The 14386-nt window shown below is 72.5% G+C and carries 11 protein-coding genes; 10 read left to right on the forward strand and 1 reads right to left on the reverse strand.

Annotated elements, in window-relative coordinates; genetic code table 11:
* Window position 1 precedes the first annotated feature (1 nt).
* The 4 genes from KIF24_RS19665 to KIF24_RS19680 all read left to right on the forward strand — a co-directional run bounded on the left by KIF24_RS19665 (window position 2) and on the right by KIF24_RS19680 (window position 4926).
* Complete coding sequence (locus KIF24_RS19665; RefSeq protein ID WP_221085301.1) at window positions 2-1939, forward strand: fumarate reductase/succinate dehydrogenase flavoprotein subunit; 1938 nt, start codon at window positions 2-4, stop codon at window positions 1937-1939.
* A complete protein-coding gene (locus KIF24_RS19670) occupies window positions 1936-2697 on the forward strand; it encodes a succinate dehydrogenase/fumarate reductase iron-sulfur subunit (RefSeq protein WP_221085302.1) in 762 nt (253 codons plus the stop codon). The genes KIF24_RS19665 and KIF24_RS19670 overlap by 4 nt, the downstream gene beginning before the upstream one ends.
* Window positions 2698-2798: 101 nt before the next feature.
* Entirely contained in the window at window positions 2799-3722 is a 924-nt protein-coding gene (locus tag KIF24_RS19675; RefSeq protein ID WP_221085303.1) for a serine hydrolase, read from the forward strand.
* A gap of 52 nt (window positions 3723-3774) precedes the next feature.
* Entirely contained in the window at window positions 3775-4926 is a 1152-nt protein-coding gene (locus tag KIF24_RS19680) for an MBL fold metallo-hydrolase (RefSeq protein WP_221085304.1), read from the forward strand.
* Between the two features lie 3 nt (window positions 4927-4929).
* Here the strand turns inward: KIF24_RS19680 and KIF24_RS19685 are convergent, their stop codons facing one another.
* On the reverse strand, window positions 4930-6441 hold the full coding sequence (locus KIF24_RS19685; RefSeq protein ID WP_221085305.1) for a deoxyguanosinetriphosphate triphosphohydrolase family protein: 1512 nt from the start codon (window positions 6439-6441) through the stop codon (window positions 4930-4932).
* Window positions 6442-6503: 62 nt separating this feature from the next.
* Between KIF24_RS19685 and KIF24_RS19690 the strand changes: the two genes are divergently transcribed.
* The 6 genes from KIF24_RS19690 to KIF24_RS19715 all read left to right on the forward strand — a co-directional run bounded on the left by KIF24_RS19690 (window position 6504) and on the right by KIF24_RS19715 (window position 14342).
* Window positions 6504-8939: a Tex family protein gene (locus tag KIF24_RS19690; protein ID WP_331461200.1), complete on the forward strand. Its 2436-nt coding sequence runs from the start codon at window positions 6504-6506 to the stop codon at window positions 8937-8939.
* 318 nt (window positions 8940-9257) lie between these two features.
* Window positions 9258-9692 carry a hypothetical protein gene (locus tag KIF24_RS19695; RefSeq protein ID WP_221085307.1) on the forward strand — a complete coding sequence of 145 codons (435 nt, stop codon included), beginning with the start codon at window positions 9258-9260 and terminating at the stop codon, window positions 9690-9692.
* A gap of 195 nt (window positions 9693-9887) precedes the next feature.
* Entirely contained in the window at window positions 9888-10535 is a 648-nt protein-coding gene (locus KIF24_RS19700; protein WP_331461201.1) for a sugar transferase, read from the forward strand.
* Window positions 10532-11680: an aminotransferase class I/II-fold pyridoxal phosphate-dependent enzyme gene (locus KIF24_RS19705; RefSeq protein ID WP_221085308.1), complete on the forward strand. Its 1149-nt coding sequence runs from the start codon at window positions 10532-10534 to the stop codon at window positions 11678-11680. Before KIF24_RS19700 ends, KIF24_RS19705 begins: the two co-directional genes overlap by 4 nt.
* Window positions 11677-12321, forward strand: a complete 645-nt coding sequence (locus KIF24_RS19710; RefSeq protein WP_221085309.1) for an acetyltransferase — start codon at window positions 11677-11679, stop codon at window positions 12319-12321. The genes KIF24_RS19705 and KIF24_RS19710 overlap by 4 nt, the downstream gene beginning before the upstream one ends.
* A gap of 149 nt (window positions 12322-12470) precedes the next feature.
* The gene (locus tag KIF24_RS19715) at window positions 12471-14342 is read left to right on the forward strand and encodes a polysaccharide biosynthesis protein (RefSeq protein WP_221085310.1); all 1872 of its coding nucleotides are present in this window, start codon (window positions 12471-12473) and stop codon (window positions 14340-14342) included.
* The last annotated feature ends 44 nt before the right edge of the window (window positions 14343-14386 follow it).

Here is a 14386-nt window from a genome sequence, read left to right on the forward strand (position 1 = left end):
CATGGATCTGTTCACCGAGGGCGACCCGATCGCCGACACCCGGGCTCCCGACGGCCCGATCGAGACCCGCTGGGAACGTCGCCGCTTCGCCGCCAAGCTGGTCAACCCGGCCAACCGGCGAAAGATGACCGTGATCGTGGTCGGCACCGGGCTGGCCGGCGGTTCCGCCGCGGCCACGCTCGCCGAGCAGGGCTACCGGGTCAAGTCGTACTGCTACCAGGACAGCCCCCGCCGGGCCCACTCGATCGCCGCGCAGGGTGGCATCAACGCGGCAAAGAACTACCGCAACGACGGCGACTCGGTGCACAGGCTCTTCTACGACACCGTCAAGGGCGGCGACTTCCGCTCCCGCGAGTCGAACGTGCACCGGCTGGCCGAGGTCTCGGTCAACATCATCGACCAGTGTGTCGCCCAGGGCGTGCCGTTCGCCCGCGAGTACGGCGGTCTGCTGGACACCCGCTCGTTCGGCGGCGCGCAGGTGCAGCGGACCTTCTACGCCCGGGGTCAGACGGGCCAGCAACTGCTGCTCGGCGCGTACCAGGCGGTGGAGCGGCAGATCGGCCTGGGCAACGTGGAGATGAACGCCCGGCACGAGATGCTGGAGCTGATCGTCGTCGACGGCAAGGCCCGGGGCATCGTGGTCCGGGACATGGTCACCGGCGAGATCTCGTGCGAGTTCGCCGACGCGGTGGTGCTCGCCTCCGGCGGCTACGGCAACGTCTTCTACCTCTCCACCAACGCCAAGGGCTGCAACGTCACCGCCACCTGGCGGGCGCACCGCAAGGGCGCGTACTTCGCCAATCCCTGCTACACCCAGATCCACCCGACCTGCATCCCGGTCTCCGGCGACCACCAGTCGAAGCTGACCCTGATGAGTGAGTCGCTGCGCAACGACGGCCGGGTGTGGGTGCCGAAGGCCACCGGCGACGACCGTGCGCCCCGGGACATTCCCGAGGACGAGCGGGACTACTACCTGGAGCGGATCTACCCGTCCTTCGGCAACCTGGTGCCCCGGGACATCGCCTCCCGGGCCGCGAAGAACGTCTGCGATGAGGGGCGGGGGGTGGGCCCGACCAAGCTCGGCGTCTACCTCGACTTCGCCGACGCCATCGACCGGCTGGGCCGCAAGGCCATCGAGGGCAAGTACGGCAACCTGTTCGAGATGTACGAGCGGATCACCGGCGAGGATCCGTACGAGGTGCCGATGCGGATCTACCCCGCCGTGCACTACACGATGGGCGGCCTCTGGGTCGACTACGACCTCCAGTCGACCATCCCCGGCCTGTTCGTCATCGGCGAGGCGAACTTCTCCGACCACGGCGCGAACCGGCTCGGCGCCTCGGCGCTGATGCAGGGCCTCGCCGACGGCTACTTCGTGCTGCCCAACACGGTGGCCAACTACCTCTCCGCCGGCCCGTTCGAGAAGATCGACGGCAGCCACCCGGCAGCGGTCGAGGCCCGCCGGGACGTGGAGGACCGCATCCAGCGGCTGCTCGCCATCGACGGCGACCGGACCGTGGACTCGTTCCACCGCGAGCTTGGCCAGATCATGTGGGAACACTGCGGGATGGAACGCTCCGAGGCCGGGCTGCGCAAGGCGATCGACGAGATCCGCGCCCTGCGGGACCAGTTCTGGCAGCGGGTGCGCGTGCCCGGCGACGGCGAGGGGCTCAACCAGTCGCTGGAGAAGGCCGGCCGGGTGGCCGACTTCTTCGAGCTGGCGGAGCTGATGTGCATCGACGCCCTGCACCGGGAGGAGTCCTGCGGCGGCCACTTCCGGGCCGAGCACCAGAGCCCCGAGGGCGAGGCACAGCGCGACGACGAGCGCTTCGCGTACGTCGCGGCCTGGGAGTTCACCGCCACCGGCGAGCCCTCGGTGCTGCACAAGGAAGACCTGAACTTCGAATACGTCCACCCCACGCAGCGGAGCTACAAGTGAACCTGACCCTGCGCATCTGGCGCCAGTCCGGCCCCCAGGACAAGGGTCGGATGGTGACGTACCAGGTCGCCGACGTCTCCCCGGACATGTCGTTCCTGGAGATGCTCGACGTGCTCAACGAGCGGCTCATCCTCGCCGGAGACGAGCCGGTCGCCTTCGACCACGACTGCCGCGAGGGCATCTGCGGCATGTGCGGCCTGATGATCAACGGGGACGCGCACGGCCCGCAGCGCGGCACCACCGCCTGCCAGCTGCACATGCGGCAGTTCTCCGACGGTGACACCATCGACATCGAGCCGTGGCGGGCCCGAGCCTTCCCGGTCATCAAGGATCTGGTGGTCGACCGCGGCGCCTTCGACAAGATCATCGCGGCCGGCGGGTACATCACCGCACCCACCGGCAGCGCGCCGGAGGCGCACTCCGTACCGGTGGCCAAGGCCAACGCGGACGCCGCCTTCTCCTCGGCCGCCTGCATCGGCTGCGGCGCCTGCGTGGCGGCCTGCCCGAACGGCTCCGGCATGCTGTTCACCGCCGCGAAGGTCACCCAGCTCTCGCTGCTGCCGCAGGGCCAGCCGGAGCGCCACACCCGGGTGATCGGCATGGTCGACGCGCACGACGAGGCCGGCTTCGGTGGCTGCACCAACGCCGGCGAGTGCACCGCGGTCTGCCCGAAGGGCATCCCGCTCACCACCATCGGCCGACTCAACCGCGACTACCTGGCCGCCACCACCAAGCGCGGCGACACCCCGGGCACCTGAGCGCCCGAACCCCAACCCACAGACCGCCGATCACCGCATCCGGTTCAAACGGTCGGAGACGGGTAGCAGTCCAGCTACCTGGCATCGGAGGAGGGGTTGGCATGCGGGCACCGACCGTGGCGACGGCCGGCGACCGGGCCCACGTCGCGTCGCGGATCGCGGCGGTCCACCGCCGGCTGAGCGGTCAGGCGGGTGGCAACTGGCAGGCGTACGTCAGCCTCGCCGGCCAGGACGGCGCCGATCCCCTGGTCGCGGTGTGCGAGTCGGCGGACCAGCGGATCGAGGCGTACAGCGTCAACAAGATCGCGGTGGCCGCCGCGGTGCTGGACAGGGTCGACCGGGGCCTGCTCACCCTCGACCAGCAGGTGGAGGTGACCGCCGCGATCGTGGTGCCCGGCGGCGACGGGATCTTCAGCCTGGACGGCGCCTACCCCAGCCTGGTCACCCTCGGCCATGCCCTGGCGAACCTGCTCACCGTCTCCGACGACACCGCGGTCCGGCTGTGCGGGCTGGTCTGCCCGGCCGCCGAGATCAACCAGATCCTGGTGGCGAAGGGCTTCCCCAACACGCAGGTGCAGCCGGTGGCCAACCCGAACCGCTTCTTCCTGGGCACCAGCACCCCGCGGGAGACCCACGACCTGTTGCGCGCCCTGGTCGGCGGCTCGCTGATCTCCGCCGCCTCCACCGAGTTCGTGCTGCGGCTGCTGCGCTCGCCGGTGGCCTTCACCGACGGCGTACGGCGGGAGATGTCCTCCGCCGAGCGGGCCCGGATCGCCACCAAGGCCGGCTGGTTCGCCGACGCCCGGCACGAGGCCGGAGTGATCTTCGACACTGCCGGCGCGCCCCTGGTGACGTACGCCCTCTTCGCCGACGGCCAGTCCGGCGCGGGCGACTTCGGCGCCACCCACCCCGCCGTGCAGGCGCGGGCCCGGTTCGGCCGCCGCGTTCTCGATCTCACCGACGGTCTCGGCGGCAGCGGCACCGTCCACCGCGGGCAGCCGTACCGCCCGAGCAACGGCGGCTGAACCCGGCAGCGGAGGCTAGCGTGGACCCCGGGGATCAGGTAGAGGGGGGACCATGCGGGCATCGAAGCAGCCGGCCGGCCCGGCAGGCGGCCGGCGGATCAGCCGATCGGCGGCCGGTCTGGCCGCGTTGGCCGGGCTGGCCGGTGTCGCCTGGGCCGCGCGGAACATCCCGGCCGCGCTCGGCGGTCAGCTGGCCGGCGCGCGAGCCGAACGGGCCGCCCGGTCGCCCCAGTTCCGCGACGGCACGTTCCACAACCGTGCGGGCACTCGGACGACGGTTCCCGCGCCCGACCGCAACCTGCTCCGGGAGCTGATCTTCGGCAAGCAACAGCGGCGGCCGACCGCACCGGTGCCGCTGGTCCGGCCCGCCGCCGAGACCGGCATCGAGTCGACCCGCGAGCTGAACGTCGTCTGGTACGGCCACGCGTCCGCCCTGATCGAGATCGAGGGCCGGCGGGTGCTGCTCGACCCGGTGTGGAGCGACCGGTGCTCCCCGTCGGCGGCGGTCGGCCCGCGCCGGCTGCACGAGCCACCGGTACGCCTCGACGAACTGCCCCGCATCGACGCGATCCTGATCTCGCACGACCACTACGACCACCTCGACATGGCCACCGTGCGGGAGCTGACCGCCCGGCAGTCAGCGCCGTTCCTGGTGCCGCTCGGGGTGGGCGCCCACCTCGACCGCTGGGGTGTGCCGGCCGATCGGATCATCGAGCTGGACTGGTCGCAGACCCACCGGGTGGCCGACCTGGAGATCACCTGCACCGCCGCCCAACACTTCTCCGGCCGGGGCCTGCGCCGCAACGGCACCCTGTGGAGCTCCTGGGTGGTGGCCGGACGCCAGCGGAAGGTCTACTACACCGGAGACTCCGGCTACTTCGACGGGTACGCCGAGATCGGCACGGCACACGGGCCGTTCGACGTGACGCTGATGCAGATCGGCGCGTACGACCGGGCGTGGCCGAGCATCCACATGTTTCCCGAGGAGGCCGTCAGCGCTCACCTGGAGCTGCGTGGCGGGCTGTTCGTGCCGGTGCACTGGGCGACGTTCAACCTCGCCCTGCACGACTGGTCGGAGCCGGTGGACCGGCTGTGGGCCGAGACCAAGGCACGCGACGTCCGGTTGGCGGTGCCGCGCCCCGGCGAGCGGGTGGTGGTGGACGATCCGCCGCCGGTCGACGGCTGGTGGCAGGCCGTCGCCTGACTCTCAGAGCACGAAGGCGTCGGTCCAGAGGGCGCCGCCGCGGCCGGACAGCGAGTCCAGCATGGCCACGGCCTGCCCGTCGGTCAGCTGAGCCACGAAGTCCACGATGGCCCGGCCGCGGGCCTTGCCGAGCCGGTCCGGGGTGCGCGGGTGCAGCTCCGCCTCGGCCAGCTCCACCAGGTCGTGCAGCCGCCGCGGCAGCCGGGACTCCTCCTCCGGGTCGAGCAGCCACTCCAGCAACGCCTCGACGAGGGTGCTCAGCAGCCGGGCCTGACCGCGCTGGTGCAGCGCCAGGTCGGGACGGGCCAGCACGAACCGGTGGTGGACGAACTTGAGCACCTGCACCTCGTGCCACTGTGCCGGGGCCAGCAGCACGTGCCCGGAGCGCACCGCCGGCTGCTCGACAACGGTGATCGAGTCGACGAAGCGGGTGGTCCACCGGGCGGAGAAGCGCGCCACGTACTGCTCCGCCTCGATCGAGCCGTCGAACGGCACGGCGAGCAGGCCCTCGACCAACTCCTCCCGGACGTGCTCGACCGCGGCGGCGAACGCGTCGTCGGTGGCGACCCAGCCGTCCTTGTGGTGCAGCTGGCGGCGCAGCCGCTCGATGGACGAGCCGGGCCGGCGGGCCGAGGTGTTCAGGGCCGCGTCGGTGATGGCCCGCAGGTGAGTCCCCTCGCGCTGCCACGCCATCAGCTCGGCCGCCACCGCGCCCTGCTGGAGCACACCGACCCGGTAGAAGTCCTCGACGTCGTGGATGGCGTAGGCGATGTCGTCGGCGGTGTCCATCACCGACGCCTCGACGGTCTGCTGCCAGTCGGCGATCCGGCCGGCGAACGGCGCCCGGGCCTGCCGCAGGTCGTCCAGCTCGGTGCGGTACGCCCCGAACTTCGCCGAGCCGCTGTCCGGGTCGTCCGGCGGCGGGGTCGCCCCGCGCGGCGGCGGATCCATCAGGCGCGGATGCGGGTCGGGGTGATCGAGCCGGGTCCACGGATACTTCAGCATCGCCGCCCGCACCGCCGCGGTCAGGTCCAGGCCGGTGGTCGCCGCGCCGCGGATCTCGGTCGAGGTGACGATGCGGTACGACTGCGCGTTGCCCTCGAACCCGTCGGCCAGGCCGAGCCGGTGGCGGGCCAACCGGTCCAGCACCCGCTCCCCCAGGTGACCGAAGGGCGGGTGGCCGAGGTCGTGGGCGAGCGCGGCGGCCTCCACCACGTCCGGGTCGCAGCCGCCCAGCTTCTCCACCAGGTCGCGCTGCCACCCGTCGGCGGTGAGCCGCTCCGCGATCGCCCGGGCCACCTGAGCCACCTTCAGGCTGTGGGTCAGCCGGTTGTGCACCAGCAGCCCGGACCCGCCCGGGCTGACCACCTGGGTGACGCCGCCGAGCCGGGCGAAGAACGGCGAGGAGACGATGCGGTCCCGGTCGGCCCGGAACGGGCTGGTCGCCAGGTCGCCGAGGGCCCGCGCGCTGCCGCCGAAGAGACGGCGCGCCCGGGGGTCCACAGGTGGTTCCATGATCGCCACGGTAGCCGGGCACAATGCCCTACGGAACCCACACCCGAACGCGGAGCGACATCGTGACCCTCTCTGTTCATCAGCGCATCGCCGAGGAACTCGGCGTCGCCGAGCGCCAGGTACACGCGGCCGTGGAGCTGCTCGACGGCGGCGCCACCGTGCCGTTCATCGCGCGCTACCGCAAGGAGGCCACCGGGCTGCTCGACGACACCCAGCTGCGCGCCCTGGAGGAGCGGCTGCGCTACCTGCGCGAGCTGGACGAGCGGCGGGCCGCGGTGCTGGAGTCGATCCGCTCCCAGGGCAAGCTGGACGAGGCCCTGGAGGCGCAGATCCTGGCGGCGGACTCCAAGTCCCGCCTGGAGGACATCTACCTGCCGTACAAGCCGAAGCGGCGGACCCGCGCCCAGATCGCCCGCGAGGCCGGCCTGGCACCCCTCGCCGACGCGCTGCTCAGCGATCCGGCGCAGGATCCGAAGGCGACGGCGGCCTCTTTCGTCGACGCCGACAGGGGCGTGGCCGACGCCGCCGCCGCGCTGGACGGCGCGCGGGCCATCCTCATCGAGCGGTTCGCCGAGGACGCCGACCTGATCGGCACGCTGCGCGAGCAGATGTGGTCGCGGGGCCGGCTCGTGTCCCGGGTACGCGAGGGACAGGAGAGCGCCGGGGCGAAGTTCTCCGACTACTTCGACTTCGCCGAGCCGTACCCGAGGCTGCCCTCGCACCGCATCCTGGCGATGTTCCGCGGCGAGAAGGAGGGCGTGCTCGACCTGACCATGGACCCGGAGGCCGAGGGCGACTCCGATGCCCCGGTCACCGGCCCCACCCGCTACGAGGCCGTGATCGCCGGCCGCTTCGGGGTCAGCGACGCCGGCCGGCCCGGCGACCGCTGGCTCGCCGACACGGTGCGCTGGGCGTGGCGTACCCGCATCCTCATCCACCTCGGGGCGGACCTGCGGATGCGGCTGTGGCAGGCCGCCGAGGAGGAGGCCGTCCGGGTCTTCGCCACCAACCTGCGTGACCTGCTGCTCGCCGCGCCGGCCGGCGCCCGGCCCACCATGGGGCTGGACCCGGGACTGCGTACCGGGGTGAAGGTGGCCGTGGTGGACGCCACCGGCAAGGTCGTCGCCACCGACACCATCTACCCGCACGAGCCACGCCGGCAGTGGGACGCCTCGATCGAGACCCTCGCCCGACTCGCCGCCGCGCACCGGGTGGAGCTGGTGGCGATCGGCAACGGGACGGCCAGCCGGGAGACCGACAAGCTCGCCGGTGACCTGATCAAGCGCTTCCCGCAGCTGGAACTGACCAAGGTGATGGTCTCCGAGGCCGGCGCCTCGGTCTACTCCGCCTCGGCGTACGCGGCGCAGGAACTGCCCGGCATGGACGTGTCGCTGCGGGGCGCGGTCTCCATCGCCCGCCGCCTCCAGGACCCGCTCGCCGAGCTGGTGAAGATCGAGCCGCGCTCCATCGGCGTCGGGCAGTACCAGCACGACCTCTCCGAGGTGAAACTCTCCCGGTCGCTGGACGCGGTCGTGGAGGACTGCGTCAACGGCGTCGGGGTGGACGTCAACACCGCGTCGGCCCCGCTGCTGACCCGGGTCTCCGGCATCGGCGCCGGCCTGGCGGAGAACATCGTGCTGCACCGGGACGCCAACGGGCCGTTCCGCACCCGGGCCGACCTGCGCAAGGTGCCCCGGCTCGGCCCGAAGGCGTTCGAGCAGTGCGCGGGCTTCCTGCGCATCCCCGACGGCAACGACCCGCTGGACTCCTCCAGCGTGCACCCGGAGGCGTACCCGGTGGTGCGCCGGATCCTCACCAGCACCGGCCAGGACCTGCGGTCGCTGATCGGACGCAGCACGATCCTGCGTGGTCTGCGCGCGACCGACTTCGTCGACGACACGTTCGGCCTGCCCACCGTCACCGACATCCTCGCCGAGCTGGAGAAGCCGGGCCGCGACCCGCGCCCGGAGTTCCGGACGGCGACCTTCGTCGAGGGCGTCGAGAAGATCGGCGACCTCACCCCCGGCATGGTCCTGGAGGGTGTGGTCACGAACGTCGCCGCGTTCGGCGCGTTCGTGGACGTCGGGGTGCACCAGGATGGCCTGGTGCACGTGTCGGCGATGTCGCGCACCTTCGTCAAGGACCCCCGCGAGGTGGTGAAGTCCGGCGACGTGGTGAAGGTCAAGGTGCTGGACGTGGACGTGCCGCGCAAGCGGATCTCGCTGACCCTGCGCCTGGACGACGAGGCGGAGCCGGGCACCGGGCGGGGCAGCCGGGGCGGCGCCGAGCGGGGCGGCACCGGGCGGCAAGGTCGCGGGCCGGGCGGGCAGGGCCGGGGCGGCGCCGAGCCGCAGGGCCGGGGCGGGCTGGCGGGGCAGGGCCGGGGCGGGAAGGGCGGAGGCGGGCAGGGCAGGGGCGCCGGGCAGGGGCGGGGCGGTGGTTCCGCTCCCGCGGACGGCGCGATGGCCGACGCGCTGCGCCGGGCCGGGCTGCTCTGAGCGGGCACCTCGCCCGTCCCCACCCGTGGCAGGGCCGGCGGCGAGGGCCGGTCCGGTCAGCGGCGGGCCAGCCAAATCGGTGACGCGCCGGCCCCGGTCGGTGGCACGCCAGCCCCCGGTCGGTGGCACGCCGGCCCCGGTAGCGGAGCGGGTCGAGTCACAGTGGTCGACCCGCTGTCGAGCTGAGGGCACAAACGGATCGCCGCCGGGTGAGAGCGCAGACGGTTCAGCTCGACAGGCACTGGAGGACGCGACTGGTCGTGCGGCGCCACCGGCGCGCCCGCGCGCCCGCGCGCTCTGCGCGGCGCGTACCGTCGGGTGGTGCGTGACGACGGTCCGGACTGGCGGGAGGTGCGGCGGCACGCGGTGCTGGCGCACGCGGCGGCGGCCGAGCAGCGACGCCTCGATGAGCAGGCCGAGGCGGCGGCGCTGGTCAGCGCGTTCGTCGCGGAGGCGCAGCGCCGCGGTCTGGCCACCACCCGGCTGGTCGCGCGATCCCACGACGGCCGGGCCCGTTACCGGACCCGGCTGCACGGTTGGTACATCGACCGGGCGCGGACCCGGGCCGTCGACGTGGATGGTCGATTCCACCTGTTGACCGTGCCGCGGGCGCTGCGGGCCCGGTTCCTCGGGGCCGATCCCCAGCCCGGCCCGGCCCCGCTGGTGATCGGCGCGGGCGGCCGGGACGGAGAGTCGGTACCGCTGCGGATCATGCTGCAGCGGCGGCTCGACGCCGGCGACACCCGCCTCTGACCAGCGTAGACGACACTCCCGATCGGACACGGCACGCCGCGGTGCCGTGTCCTTTGTGCGTCCCTGCGGGTTGACGTGTCGGGATCCGTGTCGACTGTCGCTATTTTCCAACGACGAGAGCGAACAGTCTGATACAACCCGTTTGTCTGCTATGACCGGTTGGCCATGACCGGTTGACTTACGGAGGTCAGAACGGTGCCCGTATCCTCGGTGACCGCACCCGCACGCCCGTCCCGGCCGGCGCGGCCGAGCGATCCGGTCAAGCGGGTGTTCGACGTGGTCCTCGCGACGGCACTGCTGCTGCTGACCGCACCGCTCATGGCGATGGTCGCGGCGGCGGTCGCCGTGGGCCTGGGCCGGCCGGTGCTGTTCCGGCAGCACCGCGCCGGGCAGGATGGCCGCCTGTTCGAGCTGGTCAAGTTCCGCACCATGCGGGCGCCGCACGGCGAGCTGACCAGCGACGCCGACCGACTCACGCCGCTCGGTCGCTGGCTGCGCGCCACCAGCCTGGACGAACTGCCGACGCTCTGGTGCGTGTTGCGCGGCGACATGAGCCTCGTCGGGCCCCGGCCGCTGCTGCCGGAGTACCTTGGCCGCTACTCGCCCACGCAGGCCCGACGGCACGAGGTCCGCCCGGGCATCACCGGGCTGGCCCAGGTGCGCGGGCGCAACGGCCTCGACTGGGACGACAAGCTCGCGCTCGACGTGGAGTACGTGACGCGGCGCAGCTTCCGCCTGGACCTGTCGATCCTGGCGGCCACGATCCGGACGGTCCTGCGTCGAGAGGGGATCGCCGCCGCCGGCAACGCGACCGCGCCGGAGTTCCTCGGGAGCCGGCGATGACCGGCACGATCCACCTGTCCCCGCCGGACGTCGGCCCGCTGGAGGAGTCGTACCTGATCGCGGCACTGCGTTCCGGGTGGGTCGCGCCGGTCGGGCCGGATCTCGACGCCTTCGAGCGGGAGGTCGCCACCCGGGTCGGCACCCACGGCGCGGTGGCCGTCAGCTCGGGCACCGCCGCGCTGCACCTGGCCCTGCTGGGGTTGGGCGTCGGCCCGGGACACGTGGTGCTGGTGCCGACCCTGACCTTCGTCGCCACGGCCAACGCGGTCCGCTACACCGGCGCCCGGCCGGTCTTCGTCGACTGCGACCCGCAGACGGGCAACGTGGACATCGCCCTCGTCGCCGAACTGCTGCACCGGCTCCGCTCGCGCGGCGAGCGGGTCGGGGCGGTGATCCCGGTGGACATGTTCGGCAGCTGCGCCGACTACGCCGCGCTGCTGCCGATCTGTGCCGCTGCGGACGTCCCGGTGGTCGAGGACGCCGCAGAGGCGCTCGGCGCGACCCACCTCGGCCGGGCCGCCGGCTCCTTCGGCCGGATCGGCGTCCTCTCCTTCAACGGCAACAAGATCATGACCACTTCCGGGGGCGGGATGCTGGTCGGCGACGACGTGGCGCTGCTCGACCGGGCGCGGTACCTGTCCACCCAGGCGCGCGAGCCGGTGCCACACTACGAACACCGCGAGACCGGCTACAACTACCGGCTGAGCAACCTGCTCGCCGCACTCGGCCGGGCCCAACTCGTCCGGCTGGACGGCATGATCGACCGCCGCCGGCGACTGCGCGACCGGTACGCCAAGCTGTTCGCTCCGGTGCCGGGGGTGCGGCTGATCGGCGCCGAGGACACCGGCTCGAACTGCTGGCTCACCAGCATCCGGGTGGACCGGCAACGCTCCGGCTGGGCCGCCGCCGACCTCGCCGCCCACCTGGCCGCCCGGCACATCGAGACCCGCCCGGTGTGGAAGCCGATGCATCTGCAGCCGGCGTACGCCGACGCCGAGAGCCGGCTCACCGGGGCCGCCGAGCGTCTCTTCGCCGAAGGGCTGACCCTGCCCAGTGGCAGCGCTCTCAACGAACGGCAGGTCACCACCGTGTTCTCGGCGATCGACGAGTTCCTGACGGCGCGTACCGGAGCACCGGCGGCGTGACCGTACCTCTGGTGGTCGTCGGTTGCGGCGGACACGGCCGGGAGGTCCTGACCGTCGCGCGGGCCATGAACGCCACCGTCGGACGACCCCGCTGGCAGTTGCTCGGCTTCGTCGACGACCGACCCTCGGAGGTCAATCTCAAGCGGGTGCAGCGGCTCGACGTGCCGTACCTGGGCGGGGTGACCTGGTTGTCCGAGGCACCGCCGGACACCCACCACGTGATCGGGATCGGCGATCCACGGATCCGGCGCTCGGTCGCACACCGGGTCGACCGGTACGGGGTGCCGGCGGCCAGTCTGGTGCACCCCGACGCGACGCTCGGCCCGGACCTGCGGCACGGGCCCGGTCTGGTCGCGTTCGCCGGGGCGCGGGTCACCACCAACGTGACCCTCGGGCGGCACGTGCACCTCAACCAGAACTGCACCGTCGGGCACGACTGCGTGCTGGCCGACCACGTGTCGGTGAACCCGCTGGCCGCCATCTCCGGCGGGTGCCGGTTGGACGAAGGGGTGCTCGTCGGCACGAACGCCGCCGTCCTGCAGGGACTACGGGTGGGGCGGGACAGCACGGTCGGCGCGGGCGCCTGTGTGGTCCGCGACGTGGCCGAGGGCGTGGTTGTCAAGGGCGTACCGGCGCACTGAGTGCCAGCCCGTCAGCGGGATGCGACCTCACGCCAGAAATTCGCAAAACGCCCAAAATATCTGATTCTGCATGTAGCAAGGACAAGAGCATAACTTCTCCTTTCGCTCGGCACGGGCGGAAGCGGTCGACAGGAAACAGGGAGCCGCTCATGCGGGACACACAGAGCACCCGGCCCACGGACCCGAGGCCACGCCGGACCAGGGCCCGCTACCGCACCCTCGTGTTCATGGCCACCGACACCACAGCCTGGGTCGGTGGCTTCGTCGCGGCAGCCTGGACCCGCTACGAGTTCGCCCTGACCACCACCCAACTGACCCGGGCCGCCGGCTGCGGGCTGCTCGCCGCCGGGCTGCACGTGGCCGTGGCGGGCGCGCGCCGGATGCGCTCGGGCCGGCACCCGCTCGGCAGCCTTCAGGAGGTCCAGGGGTTGGCTGGAACCGCGCTCACCACCGCCGCGGTGATCCTGCTCGGCGTACTCCCGGTCCCCGAACGGCCGGTGCCGGCGAGCACCCCGCTGGTCGGCGGCGCGCTCGCCCTGCTGCTCATGCTGGCCGTCCGGTTCACCTACCGGCACCAACGCGACCTCGCGCTGCGCCCCGACGTCCGCTCGTCGGCCCCGGTGCTGCTGTTCGGGATGGGCGACGCCGGCCAGGGGCTGCTCCGCGCACTGCTCACCGACCCGCGCAGCCGCTACCGGCCGGTCGGCGCCCTCGACGACGACCCGGAAAAGCGCAACCTCTCCGTCGACGGCGTTCGGGTGCTCGGCGGGCGCGACGATGTCGCCGCGGCGGTGGGCCGCACCGGCGCCACCACCGTGATCTTCTCGGTCGCCAACGCCGACGCCGCCCTCATCCGGCAGATCCGGGAGTCCACCCTGAACACCGGGGCGGCGTTCAAGGTGCTGCCGCCGGTGCGCGACCTGGTCGACCACCGGATCACGGTGACCGACGTACGGGACGTACAGATCAGTGATCTGCTCGGCCGCCGGCAGGTGGTCGCCGACATGGCGGTCCGGACCAACGGCCTCACCGGCCGGCGCATCCTGGTCACCGGCGCCGGCGGCTCGATCGGGTCCGAGCTGTGCCGCCAGGTGATGAAGGCGGACCCGGGCGAACTGATGATGCTCGACCGCGACGAGTCGGCGCTGCACGCGCTGCAGATGTCGCTCGACGGCCGGGCGATGCTGGACGGTCCCGAGCTGATCCTGGCCGACCTGCGCGACGACGAGGTCATCCGGCGCATCATCCGGGAACGCCGACCCGAGATCATCTTCCACGCCGCCGCGCTGAAGCACCTCACGCTGCTCGAACGGCACCCGGGCGAGGCCGTGAAGACGAACGTGTGGGGCACCCTGTCGGTGCTGGACGCCTGCCGCGACGTGGCCAAGTTCGTGAACATCTCCACCGACAAGGCCGCCGACCCGACAAGCGTCCTCGGCTACTCCAAGCGGATCACCGAGCGGCTCACCGCGCACGCCGCCTCACGCTTCCCGGGCACCTTCCTGAGCGTCCGCTTCGGCAACGTGCTGAGCAGCCGGGGCTCCGTGGTCACCGCATTCCAGCGGCAGATCGAGACGGGCAACCCACTCACCGTCACCCATCCCGAGGTGACCAGGTACCTGATGACCGTGCAGGAGGCCGTGCACCTGGTGCTCCAGGCCGCCGAGATCGGTCGCGACGGCGAGGCGCTGGTACTGGACATGGGCGAGCCGGTACGCATCATCGACCTGGCCCGGCAGATGGCCGAACAGGCCGCCAGCGACGTGCCGATCGTCTTCACCGGGCTGCGTCCCGGCGAGAAGCTGCACGAGGATCTGCTCGGCGCCGGGGAGACCGACACCCGGCCGTTCCATCCGCTGGTGTCGCACGTCGCGGTGCCACCGCTCGACCCGCTGGAGGTCAGCGGCCTCGACCCGTTCGACGACCCGGCGAAGGTCGTGGCCGAACTGACCCGGCTCTGCGCCCAGCCGGCCGCCGGCTCTGTCGTGGACGGTGCTGTCGGGCTCCCCACGCCCCGCTGATCGGCGGGACGCTGACGACAAGACAACGGGCCGGCGACCACTCG

The organism is Micromonospora tarapacensis, from assembly GCF_019697375.1.
GTDB classification, from domain to species: domain Bacteria; phylum Actinomycetota; class Actinomycetes; order Mycobacteriales; family Micromonosporaceae; genus Micromonospora; species Micromonospora tarapacensis.

Bases quoted from the DNA above. Each gene is read 5' to 3' on its own strand.
- KIF24_RS19705 (WP_221085308.1), top strand. From the start codon at position 10,532: ATGACCGGCACGATCCACCTGTCCCCGCCGGACGTCGGCCCGCTGGAG.
- KIF24_RS19685 (WP_221085305.1), bottom strand. From the start codon at position 6,441: ATGGAACCACCTGTGGACCCCCGGGCGCGCCGTCTCTTCGGCGGCAGC.
- KIF24_RS19715 (WP_221085310.1), top strand. From the start codon at position 12,471: ATGCGGGACACACAGAGCACCCGGCCCACGGACCCGAGGCCACGCCGG.
- KIF24_RS19675 (WP_221085303.1), top strand. From the start codon at position 2,799: ATGCGGGCACCGACCGTGGCGACGGCCGGCGACCGGGCCCACGTCGCG.
- KIF24_RS19665 (WP_221085301.1), top strand. From the start codon at position 2: ATGGATCTGTTCACCGAGGGCGACCCGATCGCCGACACCCGGGCTCCC.
- KIF24_RS19680 (WP_221085304.1), top strand. From the start codon at position 3,775: ATGCGGGCATCGAAGCAGCCGGCCGGCCCGGCAGGCGGCCGGCGGATC.